Below are 22,415 nucleotides of genomic sequence, written 5' to 3' on the forward strand. Positions count from 1 at the left end.
CGTCTTCACGGACGGCCCGAAGCTGCCATTCGCATCGCCTACTAATGCTGCAGCGCAGCTTCCAACAATGCATAAATGCTGTTTTCTCAACGCTTACTGTTACTTTGGCTCAGCCGCCTTCGATGCACCTTGCGGCGGCATCCAAAGCGTTGGGGGAACTGGCAAGCGGTAGTGCCTACATGCTGCAAGTAATAAGGGAACTAAACCTCTTTTGATCGCCGTCATCTCAAGTATGGCGTCGCACTCCTTGATTGCGAGGTTCAGGCTTTCTGCTATCTCCGCATGTCCACGTGCTGGCGACAGATCAGTTACACAAATCCCATGGTAGGTATTCCCACGCCAGATTTTCTGGTCTGTTTCCTCATCTGGGAACCATGCCTGATGTGTGCACTCGGGTATTCTTTGCGAAAGCCGGCTGGAGAACTCCTCAATAGAATTTTGGTCCGCACCGTACTGAAGCCACACAAATAGGTAGGGATACAGGACACTGCCAACGCAAGCCTCATCGCGATATTCCGGTTCACTACTCGCAGGATGAGCGAGCAAATCGTTGTAGTCGCGAAAGCACGTCGGGTAACTGGCATTGGCTAATAACGCGAACGACGTGTTCTCAGCCATTGAATGGAACCATGGCATAAACCGCCTGCCTGACGATGTTTGTTGCGCGAGATACATTACCAAGGCGGCCTCGATCATATGGTCATCCTTGAACGGAGAGCCCAAAGTCGGGTTGTTGTTAATCATGGCTACCAACATGTCTAACATCTTCGTCGTCTGCTCGTTCAGGCTGCGTGCGAAATCGGCGTTCCCCTCCGAAAGAGCTTTTCCGAACAAATCCGTCCAGATCGCTCGAGTGGCTGCACGACCAAGTAGCTCGAACATCGCAAGATTTGCATCGACTGCTTCACGCGATTTTACAGAAACCGTTAGGGCATGAAGTGTCTCAGCATGAGGATAAAGTACCCTGTCAAAATACAGCTCGGACATCATCAGATAGAGCCGAACGTACTGATCTAAAATTTCCGTCAGAGCAACTTGATGCTTGGTCGGCTTCTTCTTGATTGGCTGCTCCCTCATAGTGTCCCAGCAGAACAGCAAGCCCAGCTCAGATATTCGATAAACGACATCGAGGCTCTTCGCTTCAATTGCCCAAGCGCATATGGCGTGAATGCAAATATACGCCTGCCTGAGCCTCAACAGACGCTCTTTATCCTTTAAGTCTTCTGATGGTAGGATGACACCAAGAAGACTTCTCGTATACTCGTAGCAGGCCTCCGGCTCATTCACCATTGCCAAGGCTTTCTGGAAATGTCTACGCGCTGCTTCGTCCAGCAGTTCCCTAGCGAGCAAAGATTTTTCCATAAATCCGGCAAGCCGATCCCCATTCCAAAGCTCAAAATGAACTTCGTCAGTCGCGTTCCTCCGAGTGAACCCAGCCCAGTTACCTTCAACCGTTTCCTTTAGTTCGCCGCCCATGCAGAGGCAGATTTTGACTGGTAAACTCTGGTGCTCTTTTGCAATCCTTGAACCTATGTAGACGTCTAGAATTTCTTGTAGCTCCGGGCGCACTGATTGCGGGCCAGCGTCCCAATCAGTACGGCCTACGTCTCCTGCTTTGACGCAAAGCAGGTAAAGGTACTTCTGGTCGTCATCTGGCAAGCGCCCTACAGCGGCAATGTCAACTCCATCTTGGCGCGTCCCGATCATTGGAGTTTTCAGAACCTGCAAACCCATCGCCGACAGCAGGTTTGGTAGCAGTGCTTTGTCAAGATCACCCCGCTCCTTAAGAGACGACAAGTATTCTTTAAGTATAAGTTTCATTGGATTTTCCTCTGCTCGATCCTGCAAATGACGAGCAGACCATTAAAGCCAACCGGGTCGACTACAGACAAACGCGGAAACTCAAAGCTATAGGAGTGTTCGCTGAGCCGGGTGATGTTTGGAAACTTTTTGCCGTCAGCACCAGTCACCAGACTAAAGCTCTTGCGTCCATAAAGCATCGTAGCAGTGTGAAACATATCGCCAAAGACCGACATCTTTCGCGCTTGCTTATGGATATCTGTGTTCCTCTGGTGATCCTTGATCGCCGCCGCCCGCCTCGCCTCATTTGAAGGCTCAAGTTCGCTTAGGTCCTGCGCCTGTTCCAGCCCTCCGATGTACGCTGCGTGTCGCGCTATCAGGTCTTGTGTCACCCGAACCACAGTCGGGGAAGCATGCGTCGCTTGTTGTTCAAGATAAGGCCTCAGCTCACTGGAGTAGCTAAGCAGAAGCGGCTCCCAAAGAAGTCCTTCAATCTCAGGGGCAGCATCTGGATGCCCGTGTTCGACGAGACTGAGCAGAATTGATGCTGCCGTGATCTCATGCAGCCAAAGGAAGCCGATACATTTTCGGGCTAGAAAGACTTGATCTACCGCTTTTGGAGGTAAGTCTTGCGGGTGGAGTGATAGCGCTGCTCCCTTATCTCCGCCACTGACCATTTCGGCCAAGAAGCTGCACAAGGAGAAGTCGCCAGAATTGAGCCAGCGCGCGAAAAGGTATGAAGCGTTTGCAGGTTCTTCCCAAATCCATTCGCAAAAGCTATGAAACTGCTTGCTCTTTGCTGGCTGCTCAAAGTGCGGAACCATGGCCTCCATGAATGCGACCACCTCCTTGAATGACCAACGATCATCTTTCCAAGTTAGGGCGCTTTCTATCCAGTGGCTTGCTGTCTCGAAGCTGGAGGATATGCTTTGTGTTCTACTCAATACTGCATTGATAGTTTGCCCTGTGGATGAATTCTTGTGATAGAAAAGCATTGCACAAAGCCGCACCAAGTCTTCATCTGTTGGCTGGACGAGAAGGAACTTGATCACTTCATCTTGCCGATATTTTGCCTTGCGCGGTTGCTTTTCCCAAATGCGGAAAACGGCTTCAATAGCAGCATTTCGCGCATCATTAGAAGACGGGCTTTGAATTTCCGATAAGCAAGCATCTACGGCAGTTTTGTCATCCTGTGATGTCATATCCTTGAGCCTTCCTAAGGCGCGAAATCCTATGGATCGAATTTCTGCTCTACTGTCCTTTAAGAAATCTTCCAAACACCCAAAGTCATTGATGCCTTGCAAGGCGAACACGCAGGAGCGTTGGCAGTCCTCTCGGCCGTCTTTTGCGCCTATTACAATTTTTCTGGCTTGTGAGGGATGTTTCTCGCACCAACGAACGAATGACACAAACGGGGTGTTGGAAGCCCCATCGTTGCCCGCTCTCTCGACCAGACACTCGGCAAACTGCTGCACAGAGAGGTAATCATCCGCCACGTGCTCAATTGCGTCAGACAACACGCCGAATATCATCCAGAATTCGTTGTGCTCAAGCTTTCGAATGGCCTCAAGATTGGCATCTGAAAGCAGAGAAATCTGACCCAAGTTATGTAATTCCGCCAAGAAGCCACCGAGCTCGCGTTTTCTGTCCTTGTATTCAAAGTCAAGAATGGTCGACATAAGATGTCCATCGGCGTCACCATCGATAATCGTCTGAGCTAATTCACTTTTCTTCATCACCCTGCCAGCCACTATCAATAATGCATTTTTGACACATCCATAGCGTGTGCGAAACCTTTTGGGAACAGCAGCATATCTCGAAGGTATCACTGATTTTGGAACAGACCGCCTCGACCTTGCACATGCAGCGAAGGTCTGGAATCCGCCCTTGGTGTCGATCAATGCGAACGACCCAAACCGAACGTTAGTTAATCCTCGACAATACTGTGGTGCGATGCATCAGACAGGACGCGCTGCGGGCGCAGTATTATCAGAAGCACGGTTAAGATACCGATAAGGGTTGCAGGTGGCAAGTCGTCGACGGACTATTCGAGTACATCGCATTCCCCCCGTGCCTTGTCACGCTTTTCCGCCAGGCCCTTTGCCGCAGAATATTCCGCTGTGCCCCGGAGGAAGCGGTGCTGATAGAAGTCGATGATCATCTCGTTTTCCTCTTCAGTGAAGACCAGATCAGAGCACAAGGCATCCATAAGCTCACTACTGCGAGTTTGGGACATCTTCGCGTAGTGCTTTTCCGTGATTTGTTCGTCCGAATGACCAAGGTTCATCGACCAGGCTTTGCGTTGTTCATGTGATCGGCACATCTGTGCACCTAGTGCTTTCAGGGTATGTCGTGCAGAATGAGGCGTGTAAGATCTGCCAATCCGCTCTGACGCCTTTGCAAAAGCGTCCTGCAAGGGCTTACTCGAAGCCAAAGGCTTTACCGGGGTCTCGCCTAACGCCCGCGGCACAAGTTTCTTGCTATCTGGAAACAAGGCGTCTTGGGACTCAAAACCAAGGTCTTGCAATTCCCTCACCCAAGCCAAAAAAATCTCTTGAAACGCTTCCGTCCGCGGGAACCACTTTGCACGGTAGGTCTTGCCGTTCTTGGCAGGAACCTCCCTTGCGTCCTGCACGACCGAGAGGCCGTCAAAGTCGACGTGCTTGATGCGAAGGGCGGAAAGAGCGGCTGCCCTGAAACCCGAGACGAAGGCAAAAGCAATCATTGCGCGATCACGGCGTTGGATGACGCTCTTTTCCGGCATCAATTCAACCATGCGCCACGCTTGATCAAGCGTTGGGTACTCTTTGCACTGCATCTTTGACTGCGGCGCTGAAACGCTGCGACGGAGGGCGAAGTAGTCTGGGATGCTAGCACTCAAGCGGCGGTAGCCCTCCTGCCCACGAAGCCATTCGAAAAAAGCTTTGAGGTGGGAAACCCTATGACGAACAGTGGAATTGCTGAGACCGCCTTTATCCTTCGACTGGTCCAATAGGCGAACCAGATGATCGCGATATTGTCCGGCATACTTCGGCTTCACTTTGCTAAGTTGGACGCCCCCCAAGAACGCTTCAAAATCGCGAATGCTGACCAGATGCGCTTGCACTGTTTTCGGGTCATATTTGCCTGCGAATGCTTGCCATTCGTGAATCACCCGGTCGTTGATAGTGAACCATCGTACTCCCCGAGAACCCGATTTCTTCACAATACCAGCCGAAGAGTCCAACTTGCTTTCGTCTATGAGCGCCAGCGGCGTGTTGGTATCGAGGCATTCTTCAACTTTGTCGCACTCCGTCGCACCCAGTAATTTGAGCATAGCGGCCCCGCAGTCGCAGCACGTCGCATGAGCGAGGCTAGCGCGACCTTCCTTGCGTTGGAACGTGATAGTGCTGAGCTCCGGAAAAACCGCATTGCCGCACGCAACACACTTGAATTCTCCCAGCCGCAGATTCAGACGAGTGCGCTCTACTCGTTCAGCATGAAAGCGCTTTAGTTCAGCCCCACGGAAGAGCTGAGGCAGCGACCCATCTGACGGCTCCAGGCCGGAGCCCACCCAGTTCGAAACCGTATTGCGATGTACGCCGAACAGCGCTTGAACTTCGTCAACCGAATAGACCATAGCTTGCTGTGGACGAATTTTGCGGTAAGAGCGGCTCATTGCTGACCTCCCGCATTGGGGGTCTTCAAGCGGTTCGGGCGGACCACTTTCCCTTTGGCCCCCTTCGGCAAAGAAATTTCGTGGGCGGCTAGATCCGAAAGTCGCCAGCGAGTGACACCCACCGATAGCTTGATCGGCTCCGGCAGTGCCCCCTGCGCCGCCCAGCGCCACACTGTCTGACGGGTTACGCCGTAGCGGTGAGCCACCTCCGAGTCTCGCAGGTAGCGCTCGTTTGGCGCTTCCTCTACTGAGGCAGCAGAGGTGGCCTTCCTTTGTTTCGTGAAATTAGACTTGGCTACAGGCTGCGAAGACTTCAGCTTGTCGTCCCGATGAAACGTATGCTCAGAGAGTCCGGCAATGGAAAAAAGGTCGAGGTCTTCGCGCGTTTGGCGTGTCTTTTTTGACATTTCTACACCTCACGCGTTCTGAGACGGATCAACGCGATTTGCCGCGACCCATGCATTCAGATCGGAACCGCGATAGATGATCTTGCGGCCCAGGCGATAGAAAGCCGGGCCTTTCATCTTGTGACGCCATTGCGCCAGCTTTTCGCGATCCCCGATTATGTCGAGTTCTGCATCACCCAGAACATAGTTGCGATTGTTTTCGAAGAGATTGGACACGGTCTGCTTTCCTTTCGTTGCTGCGGATTACAACGAACGGATAAGCTCAGATCAGAAATGACCGTCAGTCCCCGATCTCTAAATCGGGGACCCTAAATCATTGATTTAAAAAGAATGAAATTTGCTCGCTTTCATCCACGTAGGGCTTATTCGAACTCCTCGGAGAATTACGGCAAAATTCCATGCGAATTTGTTCAGCTAGAGCTAGCATGTCAATTGACGGAAGCGCGCTGTCTCCGTGCAAGTCCATCGCCATACCCAAGTGAACAACCCCTCGGTACGAACTCCAAATCTTTCTGAGCGTGTCGTGATCCTGCGCTCCGAATATCTTTTCTTGCTGGGCGAAGTAGCGCACCTGTTCAAGTATCCCGGTTTCGGTTTGAAGACCCTCAAACTTTCCCTCTTTAATCGTAAGCAATACCCGCATTCCAATGTATTCAGCGATATTAAGCTTCTTCTCTCTGCTCCGACCCCGGCCTCCTTCAAACTCACGTTCGGTCTGAGAAAACTCAGCGGCAGCCGCTCGACGTACCGGGGCATCAAGCGCACTGCGCCTGAAGAATTCCGCGTTGGCAGACATCCACTCTTCGCTGCGCCCATCCACGATCAGCTCGTCCACATGCGCCGCCACCTCCTGCTTCAAATTAAAAATCCCACGAAGGCGCTGTGGATTGTCAGGCGCGCTCAGCGCGATCCTGAACATCTCAATGAACTGAAGCTGCGTGTCAGTAATATACACCGTTTTCATCGACGCGGCCTCTATCCAGCTGTGCTTGCGACGAATTGAGACCAATCGCGCATCAATGCACGTCGTTTATCCAGTAGGTCCGAGCGGGCGTAAGCCCGCTCAACATCCGACCCGACAGAGTGCGCCAAACTCTTCTCGGCAACCTCACGCGGCACATTTGCGACCTCGGATGCCCAATCGCGGAACGTGGATCGAAAGCCGTGAACTGTGACCCCTTCCACATCCATTCGGCGCAACAGCATGAGCATCGACATATTGGACAGTTGCTTGTGACGCTTCTGACCTTCGAACACAAAATCTGACCTTAGCTCTTTTAATGGTTCAATGATCGAGAGCATCTCATCCGTCAGCGGCACACGGTGGGCTTCGCCGGTCTTCATGCGATCTGCCGGACACGTCCAAAGCTGCGCCTCAAAATCGATCTCTTCCCACCGCAGCCCCAGCACTTCTCCCGTTCTCGATCCCGTCAGACAGGTGAACATCAAGGCCTTCGCGGCCATCGCTTTTCGTGTTTGCAGACCCGCATAGAATTTTGGAACGTCCTGCCACCGCATCGCCTTGTGATGCTTCACCTTGGCTTTGACTCTTGGCAATGCTCCGGCATCCTTAATCGCCGTGACGGGGTTCTCGCCTGTGCGAAACCCTTTTGAACGCGCCACGTCCAGCACTGTCTTGACCCTTTGCGCCAACCGCTTTGCCGTCTCATGTTTCTCGGTCCAGATAGGCGCAAGGCACATCATTACCTCGGGCTGATCAACGCTATCAATCGGCATGCGCCCGATCTTGGGGAAAGCATAGTCGCGCAGCGTATTGATCCACTGTTGGCCATGTTTGGCATTTTTCCACGTGGGTATCCGGTCAATGTGAACCTGCTGCGCCACCTCTTCGAAGGTAGGCACCTCTTGGCGAGCGTGAAAACGCGGGTTCAATCCTTGCTTGGCCATCCGACGATATTCGAGAGCCCGTTCGCGCGCTTGGTTCAAGGGCACAATATCCGCGCCCCCAAGACCAAAGTCAGTGCGCAGAGGCGCACCTTTTTTGTTCTTCTGGCCTTTGACGACCACCCGCACGATCCAACGGCGTGCGCCTGACGGATCGACTACGAGATAAAGGCCATTGCCGTCACCATGCCGCCCAGCGCCGAGATTCTCGACCAGTTTCTTTGTCAGCTTACCAGATAGGGTCATTCAAAAATACCACATTCCATACCACTCAAGGAACAAATATAGACGCTATCGAAAGAAACTCAAGGTAAACGACGGCAGGGGCTAAATCCATGCAAACAAAAGAAAAAGGCCGCCTAAAGCGGTCCATTCAAACTCAGCAAAAAGGTGTAGTGGCGGAGGAGGTGTCCGCCCGCGTGCATTCCAACCCATTCCAGTAAATAACTAGATTCAATATCTTAGCCCCCATATAAGTCTTGATTGTTCCAGTGCCGTCCCCCACATTCCAGATAATAATGGGGGACGGAATGGCGGACGCGAAAACAGCTATCGAACGAACCGAACCAAGCAAGCGGGCTGAAAAGGCGCTGTCCGCTGCATTTGTGCGCACCGTCACTGCTCCCGGCAAGTACACAGACGGTCAAGGCCTGTTTCTCAAGGTCGATACATCGGGCGCAAAGCGTTGGGTGCAGCGCATCATGATACGCGGCAAGCGGACCGAGATAGGCATGGGCAGCGCATCGCTCGTTACCTTGGCAGAGGCCCGGGAAGCCGCGCTACAGAACCGCAAGTTGGCGCGGGCGGGCGGTGACCCCCTGCAATCCAAGCGCGCCTCAGAGGCTTTGCTGACGTTTGAGGAAGCATCGCGCAAGGTTCACAAAATACACGAACCAACATGGCGAAACAAGAAACACGCGGCGCAATTCATATCGACGCTGGAAACCTACGCCTTCCCCCGTATCGGCAAGTTAAAGGTGTCAGAGGTGACAACCGCTGATGTGCTCGCCGTGCTGCAACCCATATGGCTGGAAAAGCCCGAAACGGCGCGGCGGGTTCGTCAACGCATCGGCACCGTGATGAAGTGGGCCGTGGCAAACGGATGGAGGCAAGACAACCCTGCGGACGCCATCGCCCAAGCCCTACCCAAACAGGACAAGACCCAAGCACATCGCAAAGCCCTGCCCTATGACAAAGTGCCTGAATTTCTCATCGCTCTCGAAGCATGTGATGCAGGGGACGCCACCAAACTGGCATTAGAACTGGTTATTTTGACAGCATCACGGTCTGGCGAGGTACGTTTAGCGGAATGGTCGGAGTTTGATCTGGATCGCGCCATCTGGACGCGCCCAGCGCACCGCATGAAAGCCAAGAAAGAGCATCGCGTCCCGCTATCGCCCCGCGCTATTGAAGTGCTTTCACAGGCCCGCAAATTAGGGGCAGGCGATGGTCTAGTGTTCCCCGGCACCAAACACGGCAAACCGCTCTCTGACATGACGCTATCCAAACTAACCAAGGCGCTGGGATATGATGTGGACGTTCATGGGTTTCGTACCTCGTTCAAGACATGGGCCCAGGAGCGCACCAACACGCCCCGCGATGTGTCGGAGGCCGCGCTGGCCCATACGGTGAAGGATAAGGCAGAGGCCGCTTATGCGCGGTCGGACTTCTTTGACAAACGCAAGACTCTGATGGAACGATGGGCAGTCCAAATTCTCCATCGTTCCCAAAAAACAGTTATAAGGATTTCTTAAATTGCACGCACTCGAACTTTGGGGTCTCGCTGACAACTTGTCCGTTGTTAACACGGCCATACTCATTGCTGGTGGCGACCCTAGCGAACATTACGTGGATGACCTCGGAGAACGCACCAAAAAAACTTGGCAACACGCAGGCTTTGATGCTGCTTTCGACGCGCTCAGGAATTCAATAATGACAAACAAATTACAGGCCAATCTTGCTCATGGAATGAGGGGACGGCATACATTCGCCGGTCACGACGGAATTTTTGGCGAAGTTGAATTTGGTCCAGAAGAGGAGAAAGCTAGTTTTGACCTGTTGATCGCTCGAAATGAAACCGAGGGGTCTAGTACCAGCATGTATTTCGGAGACACAAAGCTCAACTTTACGGTTGACGATATTCGGGGACGAGCGGATTTATTTATCTGGAGAGAGCCCAACTGGGAAAACTCCACAATTGAAGTTGATGCCATTAAGAAATGGCTGGCTGAGCGCGGTATTTATCCTAATTTTTTCTTCCCATCGGGCAACCAAAGTAGCTTTTTAAACCAGCAAAATCCTCGCTATTCGGCAAAGCTGGCTTGTGCAGTTGCGGCTTGGAAAGCGGTGAATAAGGCGTCGCGTGGGAAAAGCGTAAAGAGGACTATTCAAGATTGGGTCCTTTCAAACGGTGCCGGCTATGGTCTGGCCAACGAGGGTGTAGTCTCGCCTACTGCGGCAGAAGAAATCGCGAAAATTGTAAATTGGAACATAAAGGGTGGCGCGACCTCCACGCCTGAGGTTGACTGCGAACCCTGCGAAAAGCCAGCCAGCAAAGTTGACAACTATGGATTTGGTTGCCCACCAGAGAAATTAGACTGATACGAAAATCCATTTTTCCTTAGGTAAGCCCAACCTAGGCAATCGACATAAGTCATTGTTATATATGTAAATAATATATAACTCATATAAGATTTTAGATTTCCCCCCATTATCCGCCTCCAGAAAAAAGCAGCCTCAGGTAAGGTTTTTGAAACGTCGGTGACTATCCTAGCGCATCTGTGACGGCAAGTATTCCAGCACAAACCGCAACATCCCGAAAGGAACCGCGACGTGCCAGAACACCACTTACGCCGACCAGCAGTTGAGGCCGCCACTGGACTCAGCCGCTCAACCCTTTACGCAATGATGGAGGCTGGCGATTTTCCTCGCCCAGTCCGTATAGGCAAACGCGCCGTGGCGTGGCCTGAAAGCGCCGTGATAGAATGGCTGGCATCCCGCCCAGCTTCTAAGGGCGACAAATAAGCAACGCCCACGCAATAGCAAGACTAGCGCGGGCGCTGGGTCGTTTGAACACTTAAAACCTATCGTTTCGCGCCTCTCAAATCAATGAGGCATATATGAAAGTCCGAGTAACGCTCAACTTGAGCGAACAATCCCGCACGTTTGAACTTAAAGGTCGCTTAGGCTGGGCAATGGTCCAACTGGTCCAAGCAGGACATACGGGCGTGACGTCAATGACCCGCCCCGCACCCCGCTGGTCAGCCTATATCTTTGCCCTTCGTGAGCTGGGTATTCCAATCGAAACCCACACTGAATCGCACAAAGGCAACTACCCCGGCATGCATGCACGTTACGTCCTTTCCTGTGGTGCCGGAGTCCAATTTTTAGAGACAGAGATGTAGAATGTGCACAGAACGGTCCGACCAACGCATCATGACTATCACGCCATTTGATAGCCATCTGATCAAGAAGCGTATTCTACCAATCCAATCATGCCAACAATTCTTATTCTGGTGCATCGCAGGGCAAATCTAAATGGCGAGCAAACCATACAAGCGCAAGAAAAAGGGGGGTGGGCGGTTCGTCCAGCTCCCCGAATGGCTGCAAGCCTCGGAGGCATGGACGACGCTCAAGCCTGGTCCACGCGCACTCTATATAGAACTAAAGCGCCGCTATAATGGATCAAACAATGGGCACATTATTCTTAGCCACAGGAGCGCAGCGCAATCTTTGAATGTTAATCGCAACACAGTTGGCGGCTGGTTTCTGGAGTTGCAGGAACGAGGATTTATTCGAATGACGCAAGCACCCTACCTTGGTCCATCAGGTGTCGGGAAATCATCCGTTTGGGCACTGGAGGAAGAAGCAACCGATGACATGAAGCCCGCCCGGAAGTTATTCATGTCTTGGACAGAAAATTTAAAAACCCCGCCTAAAAAAGTGGACACTGCGTCCTAATTTTCAGGACACGGGCGCTCACAAACAGACGAATGTAAGCAAAGTGTCCCAAAAACGAGGACGGTTTTGGCTGATTTGGACAAACGTGCGTCCCAAAAAACAGGACATATATAGATCTACCATCGGCAGATAGAAAAAGTGAGCCAAACAGAAGCTGGAAAGCTGACCTCAAAAACCGTTGGAGAACATTGGTTTTTCACCCCAAACCACGAAATTTCCAAGTGATTTCGGGAAGTATCAGGAGCACTGATGAACAGACATGGCTCAGGACTGCGTCCAAGTAAACAGAAGGCTGAAAATTGCAACTCGTTAAGCATCAAAGATGTTCAGCGCTCAGGCTGCTTGCGCCCTGGTAGTAAGGGCTACTGGTCATATATCGTGAATGGCACTGAAGTTAGCCGAGTAGGCTACCGAGCTGAGGCTGGGCGATTCATCCTAAATTACAAAACGCGAAAAAACGGGGAAGATTGGGTACATATCACGCTAGCCATCACAATTGCTCTAACCGACTGCAATTTTGGTGGAACGCGCCCCTATTTCATCTGCCCAAGCATCAAGAATGGAGTTCCCTGCGGCCGCCGCATTGTCAGGCTTTACTCAGTCGACATGTATTTTTTTTGCCGCCACTGTGCAAACGTCACTTACACAAGCCAGACAGAACCCAGCCACGAGCGCCAGTTGCGCTTAGCGAACAAAATCCGAGCATCGCTAGGTGGCAAGCCAGGAATGGCCAGAAGTATTCCACCCAGACCTAAGGGCATGTGGCAACAGACGTATCAAAAAAAGCGTTCCAAGATTGAGCGCTACGAGAGCCAAGCGGACTATCATTTTCTCAGCAAATTTGACCACCTTCTCAGCGCAGAGGAACGTGAGATGTTTTTACGGCCGGACACCAAATAGCAATTTTCACACGACCTCTGGTTGACGTGGCAAACAACGCACCTTCTAGTGGAACGTATTGGTATCCGTAGGAATAATCATGACGCCGCAAGAATTTATAAAAAAATGGCACAACGTTGAGCTGAAAGAACGCACCGCTTCACAATCACATTTTAACGACCTGTGCGGCTTGCTGGGGGTCGATGACCCGGTATCATCTGATAAAAGAGGCGACTGGTTCACATTCGAAAAAGGCGCTTCCAAAACCAGCGGCGGCGAAGGCTGGGCAGACGTCTGGCGCAAGGATTGCTTTGCTTGGGAATACAAAGGCAAACGAGCCAACCTCGACAGGGCGTTTGACCAACTGCTGCAATACGCCATAGCACTGGAAAACCCGCCCCTGCTGATTGTGTCGGACATGGATGTGATACGCATCCATACCAACTGGACCAACACCGTCCAGAACGTCCACAAGATTGCCCTCGAAGACCTGACAGACGCCGCCAACCGTGACCTGCTCCGCAACGCCTTTCTTGACCCCGAAAAGCTGAAACCTGTCAAAACCCGACAACTGCTGACCGAACAGGCGGCCAAGAACTTCGCTAACCTTGCCCAGCGCCTTCGCGAACGTGGCCATGACCCGCAAGAGGTCGCGCATTTCGTCAACCGTCTGGTGTTCTGTATGTTCGCCGAAGACGTGGACCTGCTGCCCAATAAGATGTTCGAGCGGATGATAAAGACTGCACGCCCGAAACCCGAAACCTTTGCCATCCATGCCAAGGCGCTGTTCGGTGCGATGAAGGGGGGAGGACTTGTCGGCTTTGAAACAGTCGAATGGTTCAACGGCGGCCTGTTTGACAGCGACCACGTGCTGCCACTGGAATTAGAAGACCTAGACGACCTCATACGTGCCTCTGCGTTGGACTGGTCCGACATTGACCCGTCTATCCTTGGCACACTGTTTGAACGCGGGCTTGATCCGGCCAAACGCAGCCAGCTTGGCGCGCATTACACCGACCGCGATAAAATCATGCAGATAGTCAATCCGGTGATTGTCCAGCCGCTGTTAGCCGAGTGGGCAGAAGTTAAGGCACAGATTGAGGCGCAACTCGACAAAGCGCCCAAAGCGACGAAAACAAAGCTGCTGAGTACGACAGAGAAATCCGCTGCCACCCGTGCGCTGGATAAGGCGGAAAAGCTACACCTTGGATTTATCGAACGGCTCAAAGCGTTTCGCGCGCTGGACCCTGCCTGCGGTTCTGGCAACTTCCTTTATATTGCGCTGCTAGAGCTGAAAAACATCGAACACCGCGTTAACCTAGAGGCAGAGGCACTGGGCCTGCCGCGCGGCTTTCCCCAGCTGGGGCCAGAGGTGGTACTGGGGATTGAGCTATCCAGTTATGCGGCAGAACTTGCCCGAGTATCGGTCTGGATTGGAGAGATCCAATGGATGCGCCGGAATGGATTTGAGGCGGCCAAGAACCCAATTTTACGCACGCTAAACACGATAGAGAACCGTGACGCCGTATTAAATGCAGATGACACCCGAGCCGAGTGGCCTAAGGCTAATGTGGTAATTGGGAATCCGCCTTTTTTAGGCAACAAAAAGATGATTGCCGAGCTGGGGGAGGATTACACCGTTGCCCTGCGCAAAGCTTACAATGACACCCCGGGCGGTGTTGATCTGGTCGCCTATTGGTTTGTGAAAGCGTGGGAGCAGATGCAGACAGGCAACCTAGAAAAAGCCGGGCTAGTATCGACCAACTCCATACGTGGTGGAATTAATCGAAAAGTCCTTAAGCCTTTCGTAGAAAATGGTCAGATTTTTGAAGCGTGGAGTGATGAAGCGTGGACCGTCGAAGGGGCCGCCGTAAGAGTTTCCCTAATCAGCTTTTGCAAAACAGGAACGGCAAAACTCGTCAAACTTGATGGCAAAATTGTTGATTGCATCCTATCGGACCTAACAGCAAATGGCATGGGCCACGATATCACGAAATCGAAATTGCTAGCAGCTAATACAGAACTCGCTTTTCAGGGGTTCAAATTTGGCGGACCTTTCGAAATTAGCGCCGCCCAAGCACATGCCTTACTTGCGGCACCTACGAATCCCAATGGATTTAAAAACGACTCCGTCATTCGCAGGTGGTTCAATGGCATGGACTTGACCCGCCGACTCACTGAGAAATGGTGTGTCGACTATGGCGTATCTTTGAGCCAAGAAGACGCAGCTCTTTTTGAACAACCCTACGAAACCTTGAACCGGCAGTGGATAGAAGAAAACGAGCGCTTGGTTTCCAACGGCAAGCCACCTCTACGCAAAGGCGAGCCAAAAACCCTAGCGACTTGGTGGCTGCATCAAAGACCACGGCCTGAACTGCGAGATGGACTGAACGGTCTTCGAAGATTTATAGCCACTCCCGAAGTATCAAAGCACCGGATGTTCGTTTGGCTTACTGGCGGTATGCTTGCGTCTGGATCAGTTTACTCCATCGCCCGTGACGACGATACGACCTTTGGTATTCTGCATTCCAGCTTTCACGAACTCTGGGCGCTGCGTATGGGCACGTCGCTTGAAGATCGTCCCCGTTACACCCCCTCAACCACGTTCGAAACCTTTCCCTTCCCCGAAGGTCTGACCCCCAACATCCCTGCCGCCGACTACGCTGCCGATCCGCGCGCCATCAAAATCGCCTCCGCCGCCGCCCGTCTGAACGAATTACGCGAGAACTGGCTCAACCCCGCTGATCTGGTGGACCGCGTGCCAGAGGTGGTGCCGGGCTACCCCGACCGCATCCTGCCCAAAGACGAAGCCGCCGCCAAGAAACTCAAGAAACGCACCCTGACCAACCTCTACAACGCCCGCCCCGCATGGCTCGACTACGCCCATAAGGCGCTCGATGAAGCGGTGGCGGAGGCCTACAGCTGGGGCGACCACTGGCGCGCGGGCTTGCTGACAGAAGACGAAATCCTGTCCCGCCTATTCAAGCTGAACCAAGAGAGCGCAGCGGCTGAGGCCAAGGCAACCACCAAGAAGCCCTCAAAGTCCAAAGCAAAGGCCAAATCAAAAAAATGATCAATTTCACCCGCCCAAAACCAATTTCTCTCAAGAACCACCCTGTCTATTCCGAAAACTGGGTTCAGGACATCATTGCAGATGATCCGTCCATCCTTGGTTTGGGTGAAATCGTTCTGCGTGACCGTGAACGCATTCATCCACGCGCCGGGCGGTTGGATCTGCTGATGCAAGACCCAGAGACCTACAAACGCTATGAGGTCGAATTGCAGCTTGGATCTACTGACGAAACCCACATCATCCGGACCATTGAGTACTGGGATATTGAACGGAAACGCTACCCTCAATATGAGCACTGCGCTGTCATCGTTGCCGAAAACATCACCAGCCGCTTCCTGAACGTTATATCTCTGTTCAACGGTGCAATGCCAGTCGTTGCCATTCAAATGCAGGCTTTTGAGGTGGGCGAACACGTCACCCTTGTGTTCACGAAAGTGCTGGACGAGATGCGGCTTGGTCTGGTCGATGAAGATGAAGATGCCATAAGCGCCCCAACCGACCGTTCTTACTGGGAGAAAGAAAAAGGAACTCCAAAGACAGTCGCACTGATGGATCGAATGTTCAAAATCGTGCAGGAAGGTGATCCAATTTGCGAGCTTAAATACAATAAGTTTTATGTAGGCCTCATCAAAGATGGCAGAGCAAACAACTATGTCGCCTTCCGTCCGAAAAAATCCTTTATGATTTTCGAGCCTAAACTGCCCCAAACGGGTGAGGTGGATGCACTGCTAGCAGATGCAGGCGTTGAGACCCTTGAATACAGCGCCCGTTGGGGGAACTATAGAATTCGTGTCACCGACAAGGATTTGAAAACTCATGAGGAAGTCTTCCGTGAACTTATCAACCGCGCGCGAGATTTGAGGGAAGGCTAGATTGAAAGAGCTTTCACCCATGGGCCTGTTGGCGCATATCCGCCCCCTGCCGTACAGTTGCACCCGCTGCACAGAACTTGAAAAAGCAATCGGAGTTGGCGTTGGGTTTTCTGGTGCTTGGTATAGGTCTCAAAAAGAGCACTGGATTGGATGGCTATCTGAATATGATCGTCCCGGCGCGTATAGGCGTGAAACCAAAGTGCTCAGAGGTGCATCCTATGCATATAACCGCATCCAGTGCGCACCCATGCTGTTTTGGTTGTCTGAGGCGCTGAGCGCACCCGAGGCACAGCTAGACAAAGCATTCGATGCGGTATTGAAGGCTCCCAGCAAAGGGGCTTCTCAATGTGCGGCTTTGCGGAGAATTCTGCCGTGGCATGTAGTAGAAAGTCGCTTAAAAAGGAAGAAATACACGTTATCTGAGAAACTACAGGTAAAGGTATCGAACCTTTTTTGAGCTCAAGACGACCTTTACTATAGTCGTGGCCAGAGCCAAGCCGTTGCTGCGTGTCAGGGCGCGGAAACCAACTAAGCTCCGGGCTGGGCGGTGAACCAGGCACAGCGAACTGGATAGGATCCAAGCCCAAAGTCATGTCGCAATTGATTTATCGAAGAAAGCAGTTTGAAGTTGGGTGGTGCAAGAACTAAGCAGACCAACTGTTTCTGAGCAAATTTGCGCACCTTCTCAGCTCAGAGGAACGTGAGATGTTTTTTGACACCCTAGCATCTTAAGGTCTTAGTACATTTTGCGCCCACCACTGGCTTGTGTACTTATAGTAAATCACACGATACATCTGACTGACGACTCTTAGTCACCAGTTGCCGATACCGAGGAGGACGAACGGGACATGAATTTATCATGCTAAAATTTCATCGTACCAGCTTGATGACATCCCATAGTCAAACCGTCGTAAACACAGTCAACACCGTTGGTGTGATGGGCAAGGGCTTGGCCGCCGCTTTCAAAGAGCGCTTCCCACCAATGTTCTTAGAATACAAGAAAGTATGTGACAGTAATGGCTTGCGACCGGGTAGTTCTTGGCTCTGGAAAGGGCATGATCAATGGGTCCTAAATTTTGCAACAAAGAAGCATTGGCGCAACCCGTCCAAACTAGAGTATGTCCGCGATGGATTGGATGAGTTTCGAAAAACGTACGAAAAAAACGGTATTCGTGAGATTGCTTTTCCAAGATTAGGATGCGGGAACGGCGGGCTGGATTGGGATGTAGTGAAACCGCTTATGGTAGATAAATTGCATGATCTGCCGATTGCAGTTTTTATACACGATTTTGAAATGCAGATTGGAGTTCCAGAGCATGATTTACCTCTTTTGGAGGAGCGCTCTCCAAGTGACTATAAGGCATTCGTAAAAGACCTTCGTCGTGTGGTGGATACCAAGCGAGGATGCGTAAATGCCGTAGGACTAGCTAGCAGTTTCTTTGTGGAAATGAGTGATGATATAGAGCTTCGCGGAGCGAAAAATTGTCGCGAACTACTTGCAAGTGAAGATGACATTTTTCAGATCTGGTCTCTGCTAACCAAAAGCCCTGTTAGTCGCTTTGACTTGCCTGAAACGCCCTACCAGCATGCCTTGAAGGTGTTTTCAGTCTTTGCAGAGTTACCCTATGTACGACTAATAAATCTGGCCAATGCTTCGGGCAAACCAAACTTGGCCATAGAGATGCGCAGGGAAAATTCTGCGACGTCTATTAGCACTTCACGAGCTATCTAACATGGGGATTAGTTTTGAAAAGTTGACATCTCATAGGTCGACGTATGAAGCAAAGTATCAGAACTATCGGCAGTCATGGCCTCGGTTTTTGTACCGTCACGAACCAATCGAAAACGCACTCAAAATTCTCGATCAGGGCTCCCTTTTATCCCGAAACTTTGCCAAGAAAAATGGCCTTATTGGGTTAGACATTGCTCCAGAAGCAATAATCAATTCGACCGACGCTGCACATGACTATGCGCGGCTTTATTTTCGACCTAGAAACCCAACGCAGTTTCATATTGAGGGCATTCGGAAAGTTGCTGACTATTATGGTGGTAAGCATGCGGGCTTCACGGTCATGTTGATGTTCGACTCGGCTTCTGTTCTTGTTCGAAACGGCACTCACTTTTCCTGTGGGAACATGCAGAGTCATTCCACAACAGTTTACGATGGCGATGATGGATTTGATGAATTGAACTTCGATTATATCTATCATGATAGTGCGCATCAAAACCAAGAGATAACCCGTCAAAGGTGCGCGGAAGTACTTCCTCGGTCAGGATTAAATCTGGCTGACACATTGAAATTCATAGTGGTTAGAACCGACGCGGACCTGGCAACTTTGAAATACTCACTTTCAAGTATGGGTCTAGACCACTACCTACCTTTGGTAAGAACGACGACTGGCGCTGGCTTGTTCTTTAACCGCCATACTGCGGTAGACCACATAGATACGTCACCCAATCGCGTGAACTTCAAGCTAGCAGGGACGAGCTCCGCTGGGAAAATAACAGCTACATTGCAAATTCTTGAACTAACTTCGAGGAACTCTGTTTTCGACCTTACATCAGACCTAGATGGCAACAAACGCTATTACATTGAGCACAATCTCACACCGAACGATTACTTGGTAAATTTTTCGCTCGAAGGCGTCTTTGCACATGAGAGTCGAATAACTCTGTCATAGGGATTCGAATTGGCGGACAAAATGGGGGACAACAAAAAGACAGGAACCCCTAAGTATCTGATATAGATTTAAAAATTAATTTTATATGGCGGAGGAGGTGGGATTCGAACCCACGGTACGCTCTCACGCACGCTGGTTTTCAAGACCAGTGCATTCGACCACTCTGCCACTCCTCCGCAGCACGCACCGCATAGAGGGATGCCATTGATTCTGCAAACCTCGAAATTGACGGACATGTCGTTAAACCGCTAGCGCCAGCAGACGGTGCAGGAAGGCGCATGTGGGTCGGGTTTCGGTGTGGGTGGGGAAATTTGCCGACGCGGGGCTGTCAGCCTTTCCAAAGCCCCTGCACCCGCGCTAGTGTAGCCCAAAGACCCCGGCAATGGGGCATCAAACATGCCGTATTGACGGCGCGATCAGGCGGCGGCGGATAACCCCGCGCCAGCAGGCAAGGACGACGGACATGAACAGCCCCAGGCTTCACCCCTTTTCAGGCAACCGGCCGCTTCGCTGCACGGTGGGGGTCTTGCTGATGATGACAACCTTGGCGGGCTGTGACGCGGTCGGCAATCTGTCCGGCGGTCAGAAAGGCGCGGCTGCGGCATCCTCTAACTCTACCAAACTGGTGGAACGTGATGTCGAAGCGCCCGAGGTTTTTTCGGTCAGCGATCAGGGTCTTTGGGACGGTCGCCCCAGTCTAGGCGGCGTCTGGGTGGCGCATCCCGACGTGACCGACCCCGAACGTGTGATCATCCGCAACGAAACCAACGGAAAGTTTGTGATTGGGGCGCTGTTCCGCCGTGAACGCGACCTGCCCGGCCCCAAGCTGCAAATGTCATCAGATGCTGCCGCCGCCCTTGGTATCCTTGCCGGTGCGCCGGCGCCGCTCAACGTGACCGCCCTACGCCGACAAGAGGCCGACAGCCCTGCCCCCGACGCGGCCCCCGAGGGGACGATTGAAACCCCTTCCGAGGTGACCGAGACCGCACTGGACCCCGTCGCCGTTACCGCAGGCACCGCGATCGAAGCCGCCCCGGCAGCGGCCAAGCCCGCCGTTCCTGTAGCCCCCAAACCCGCTGCGGCCAAGCCTGCGTCATCGCTGGCGAAACCCTTTGTCCAGATCGGTATCTTTAGCGTCGAGGCAAATGCCGAACGCGCCGCCAACCAGATGCGCAGCGCGGGCATGTTGCCCACCGTCAAGCGCAGCGAGATCAACGGCAAGGCGTTCTGGCGTGTCGTCGTCGGCCCGGCCGGTTCGAAATCCGAGATGAACACTTTGCTGAAATCCATCAAGACCGAAGGGTTCTCTGACGCCTACGCCGTGTCGAGCTGACCCACCGCCAAAGGAAACTGCCATGATCCGTATTTTTGCAGCCACGATTGCGACCCTTCTGTTGGCCCTGCCCGTACAGGCGTTCGAAACACAGGCCCGCGCGGCCTATGTGATCGACCAGACCACCGGCACTGTGCTGCTGACCAAAAACGCGGATGAACCGCTGCCGCCGGCCTCAATGTCCAAGCTTATGACGCTCTATATGGCGTTCGAAGCGATTGAACGCGGCAAAAGCAACGGCGGGCTGGATCTGACCGAAGAGCTGCCCGTGTCGCAGCACGCCATGTCCTATGGCGGGTCGACCATGTTTCTAGACACCACCGACCGCGTCAAAGTCGAAGACCTGCTGCGCGGGATCATCGTGCTGTCGGGCAACGACGCCTGTGCGGTCATCGCCGAAGCGCTCAGCCCCGATGGGTCAGAGGCCGGTTTTGCCCGCCTGATGACGCAGCGGGCGCAGCAGATGGGCATGACGAATTCAACCTTCGCGAATTCCAACGGCTGGCCAGCCGCCGGTCACCGCATGTCGCTGCGCGATCTGGGGCTGTTGGCCACCCGCCTGATCGAGGATTACCCGCAGTATTACCCCATGTTCTCGCAGCGTGAATTCCTGTTTGACGGGCGCGCACCCCAGAACAAGACCAACCGCAACCCCTTGCTGGGGCTTGGCATCGGCGCGGACGGGCTGAAAACCGGCCACACGTCAGAAGCAGGCTATGGGCTTGTCGGCTCTGCCAAACAGGGGGACCGCCGCATTGTGTTTGTGCTCTCCGGTCTCGACAGCGCCGAAGCACGCGCGCAGGAATCTGAATCGATTGTAAACTGGGCCTTTCGCCAGTTTTCGCAGCGCTCGATGGGCAAGGCCGGCACGATGATCGCCGAAGCCCCCGTTGCCCTTGGCGCACAAGGTGCCGTGGGTCTTGAACTGGAAAGCGATCTGTCGGTGCTGGTGCCTGTTTCGGGCGGCAGTGATGTCTCGGCCGAGGTGGTTTATACCGGCCCCCTCCGTGCGCCCATCACCAAAGGCCAGACCGTCGGCGAGCTTGTCCTGACACGTGGCGACCTGCCCGAAGTGCGCGCCCCGCTGGTGGCCAAAGACAGCGTCGCGGCGGGGGGCTTTATGGTCAAGCTTGAAGCAGCCGCGCGCCACCTGCTGACCCGATTGAACGAAGGGCCAGAGGCGGCCTCGTGAGCGATACCCCAAAGGGCCTGTTTATCAGCTTCGAAGGCATCGACGGCTCGGGCAAATCCACCCAGACCAAACTGCTGAAAGACCGGCTTGAGGCAGAGGGCCACGAGGTGATCCTCACGCGGGAACCCGGTGGATCCCCGGGGGCCGAAGAAATCCGTGCGCTGGTGCTGCAAGGCGACCCCGACCGCTGGTCTGCACGGACCGAGATTTTACTGTTCACCGCGGCCCGCCGTGATCACCTTGAACGCACGATCCAACCCGCGCTTAAAGCAGGCAAAATCGTGATCTGCGACCGCTTTGCCGATTCCACCCGCATGTATCAGGGCCTCAGCCGCGGTGATCTGCGCGGTGCGGTGGACCAGCTGCACAGCCTGATGATCGGCGTCGAACCGGATGTGACTGTGCTGATTGACATGGACCCGGGCGAAGGGCTCAGCCGTGCCCTGTCGCGCAATACGGTCGAGGAACGGTTCGAGGATTTTGGCGAAAGCCTGCAGGTCGCCATGCGCGCAGGGTTCCTGTCATTGGCCACTGAATTCCCCGACCGTTTCGTGACCATCAATGGCGCGCAATCGATTGATCAGGTGGCTGCGGATATCTTTGCGCAGGTGCGCCCGCGTCTTGATCCGCGCTAACCCCTTTTCCTGCCGCTGCA

The 22,415-nt window shown here is 53.0% G+C and carries 21 protein-coding genes and 1 tRNA gene; 14 read left to right on the plus strand and 8 right to left on the minus strand.

The annotated features are described in order from the left end of the window. Positions 1-99: 99 nt before the first annotated feature. The 7 genes from E5180_RS06310 to E5180_RS06340 all read right to left on the minus strand — a co-directional run bounded on the left by E5180_RS06310 (position 100) and on the right by E5180_RS06340 (position 8,016). Positions 100-1,821: a hypothetical protein gene (locus tag E5180_RS06310; protein ID WP_138923640.1), complete on the minus strand. Its 1,722-nt coding sequence runs from the start codon at positions 1,819-1,821 to the stop codon at positions 100-102. Continuing rightward, the gene (locus E5180_RS06315; protein WP_138923641.1) at positions 1,818-3,536 is read right to left on the minus strand and encodes a hypothetical protein; all 1,719 of its coding nucleotides are present in this window, start codon (positions 3,534-3,536) and stop codon (positions 1,818-1,820) included. The genes E5180_RS06310 and E5180_RS06315 overlap by 4 nt, the downstream gene beginning before the upstream one ends. 308 nt (positions 3,537-3,844) lie before the next feature. Continuing rightward, positions 3,845-5,458 (minus strand): tyrosine-type recombinase/integrase, encoded by a 1,614-nt coding sequence (locus E5180_RS06320; RefSeq protein ID WP_138923642.1) that lies wholly within the window; start codon positions 5,456-5,458, stop codon positions 3,845-3,847. Next, a complete protein-coding gene (locus tag E5180_RS15810) occupies positions 5,455-5,865 on the minus strand; it encodes a helix-turn-helix transcriptional regulator (RefSeq protein WP_206338730.1) in 411 nt (136 codons plus the stop codon). Before E5180_RS15810 ends, E5180_RS06320 begins: the two co-directional genes overlap by 4 nt. A 9-nt stretch (positions 5,866-5,874) precedes the next feature. Then, a complete protein-coding gene (locus E5180_RS06330) occupies positions 5,875-6,081 on the minus strand; it encodes a helix-turn-helix domain-containing protein (RefSeq protein ID WP_138923643.1) in 207 nt (68 codons plus the stop codon). 97 nt (positions 6,082-6,178) lie between these two features. Next, positions 6,179-6,829, minus strand: coding sequence for a hypothetical protein (locus E5180_RS06335; protein WP_138923644.1), 651 nt, complete (start codon positions 6,827-6,829; stop codon positions 6,179-6,181). A gap of 11 nt (positions 6,830-6,840) precedes the next feature. Further along, the gene (locus E5180_RS06340; protein WP_138923645.1) at positions 6,841-8,016 is read right to left on the minus strand and encodes a tyrosine-type recombinase/integrase; all 1,176 of its coding nucleotides are present in this window, start codon (positions 8,014-8,016) and stop codon (positions 6,841-6,843) included. 284 nt (positions 8,017-8,300) lie between these two features. On the opposite strand from E5180_RS06340, the gene E5180_RS06345 reads away from it, so the two are divergent. The 11 genes from E5180_RS06345 to E5180_RS06395 all read left to right on the plus strand — a co-directional run bounded on the left by E5180_RS06345 (position 8,301) and on the right by E5180_RS06395 (position 19,235). Beyond that, entirely contained in the window at positions 8,301-9,524 is a 1,224-nt protein-coding gene (locus E5180_RS06345) for a tyrosine-type recombinase/integrase (RefSeq protein ID WP_138923646.1), read from the plus strand. Between the two features lie 37 nt (positions 9,525-9,561). Next, positions 9,562-10,371 carry a hypothetical protein gene (locus tag E5180_RS06350; protein WP_138923647.1) on the plus strand — a complete coding sequence of 270 codons (810 nt, stop codon included), beginning with the start codon at positions 9,562-9,564 and terminating at the stop codon, positions 10,369-10,371. Between the two features lie 231 nt (positions 10,372-10,602). Further along, positions 10,603-10,794 carry a helix-turn-helix transcriptional regulator gene (locus E5180_RS06355; RefSeq protein ID WP_138923648.1) on the plus strand — a complete coding sequence of 64 codons (192 nt, stop codon included), beginning with the start codon at positions 10,603-10,605 and terminating at the stop codon, positions 10,792-10,794. Positions 10,795-10,889: 95 nt separating this feature from the next. Next, positions 10,890-11,174 carry a winged helix domain-containing protein gene (locus E5180_RS16095; protein WP_138923649.1) on the plus strand — a complete coding sequence of 95 codons (285 nt, stop codon included), beginning with the start codon at positions 10,890-10,892 and terminating at the stop codon, positions 11,172-11,174. Between the two features lie 133 nt (positions 11,175-11,307). Continuing rightward, entirely contained in the window at positions 11,308-11,730 is a 423-nt protein-coding gene (locus E5180_RS06365; RefSeq protein ID WP_206338731.1) for a hypothetical protein, read from the plus strand. A gap of 249 nt (positions 11,731-11,979) precedes the next feature. Further along, positions 11,980-12,630: a hypothetical protein gene (locus tag E5180_RS06370; protein WP_138923650.1), complete on the plus strand. Its 651-nt coding sequence runs from the start codon at positions 11,980-11,982 to the stop codon at positions 12,628-12,630. 79 nt (positions 12,631-12,709) lie between these two features. Further along, on the plus strand, positions 12,710-15,682 hold the full coding sequence (locus E5180_RS06375) for a class I SAM-dependent DNA methyltransferase (RefSeq protein WP_138923651.1): 2,973 nt from the start codon (positions 12,710-12,712) through the stop codon (positions 15,680-15,682). Further along, positions 15,679-16,554 (plus strand): hypothetical protein, encoded by an 876-nt coding sequence (locus E5180_RS06380; protein WP_138923652.1) that lies wholly within the window; start codon positions 15,679-15,681, stop codon positions 16,552-16,554. Before E5180_RS06375 ends, E5180_RS06380 begins: the two co-directional genes overlap by 4 nt. A 1-nt stretch (position 16,555) precedes the next feature. After that, positions 16,556-17,011, plus strand: a complete 456-nt coding sequence (locus E5180_RS06385) for a hypothetical protein (RefSeq protein WP_138923653.1) — start codon at positions 16,556-16,558, stop codon at positions 17,009-17,011. A gap of 402 nt (positions 17,012-17,413) precedes the next feature. After that, entirely contained in the window at positions 17,414-18,286 is an 873-nt protein-coding gene (locus E5180_RS06390; protein WP_138923654.1) for a macro domain-containing protein, read from the plus strand. An 88-nt stretch (positions 18,287-18,374) separates the two neighbouring features. After that, entirely contained in the window at positions 18,375-19,235 is an 861-nt protein-coding gene (locus tag E5180_RS06395) for a DarT ssDNA thymidine ADP-ribosyltransferase family protein (RefSeq protein ID WP_171048904.1), read from the plus strand. An 86-nt stretch (positions 19,236-19,321) separates the two neighbouring features. Here E5180_RS06395 and E5180_RS06400 read toward each other — a convergent pair. Beyond that, positions 19,322-19,411 (minus strand) — tRNA-Ser (locus E5180_RS06400). A 356-nt stretch (positions 19,412-19,767) separates the two neighbouring features. On the opposite strand from E5180_RS06400, the gene E5180_RS06405 reads away from it, so the two are divergent. Genes E5180_RS06405 through tmk form a run of 3 tightly spaced genes read left to right on the plus strand, consistent with a single transcriptional unit; the run spans position 19,768 to position 22,395 of the window. Next, positions 19,768-20,568, plus strand: coding sequence for an SPOR domain-containing protein (locus E5180_RS06405; protein ID WP_254700546.1), 801 nt, complete (start codon positions 19,768-19,770; stop codon positions 20,566-20,568). A gap of 22 nt (positions 20,569-20,590) precedes the next feature. Next, positions 20,591-21,760, plus strand: coding sequence for a D-alanyl-D-alanine carboxypeptidase family protein (locus E5180_RS06410; RefSeq protein WP_138923657.1), 1,170 nt, complete (start codon positions 20,591-20,593; stop codon positions 21,758-21,760). Then, a complete protein-coding gene (gene tmk / locus E5180_RS06415) occupies positions 21,757-22,395 on the plus strand; it encodes a dTMP kinase (RefSeq protein WP_138923658.1) in 639 nt (212 codons plus the stop codon). The genes E5180_RS06410 and tmk overlap by 4 nt, the downstream gene beginning before the upstream one ends. Positions 22,396-22,415: the final 20 nt, after the last annotated feature.

Origin of the sequence: Sulfitobacter sp. BSw21498 (genome assembly GCF_006064855.1) — a bacterium.
GTDB lineage: Bacteria > Pseudomonadota > Alphaproteobacteria > Rhodobacterales > Rhodobacteraceae > Sulfitobacter.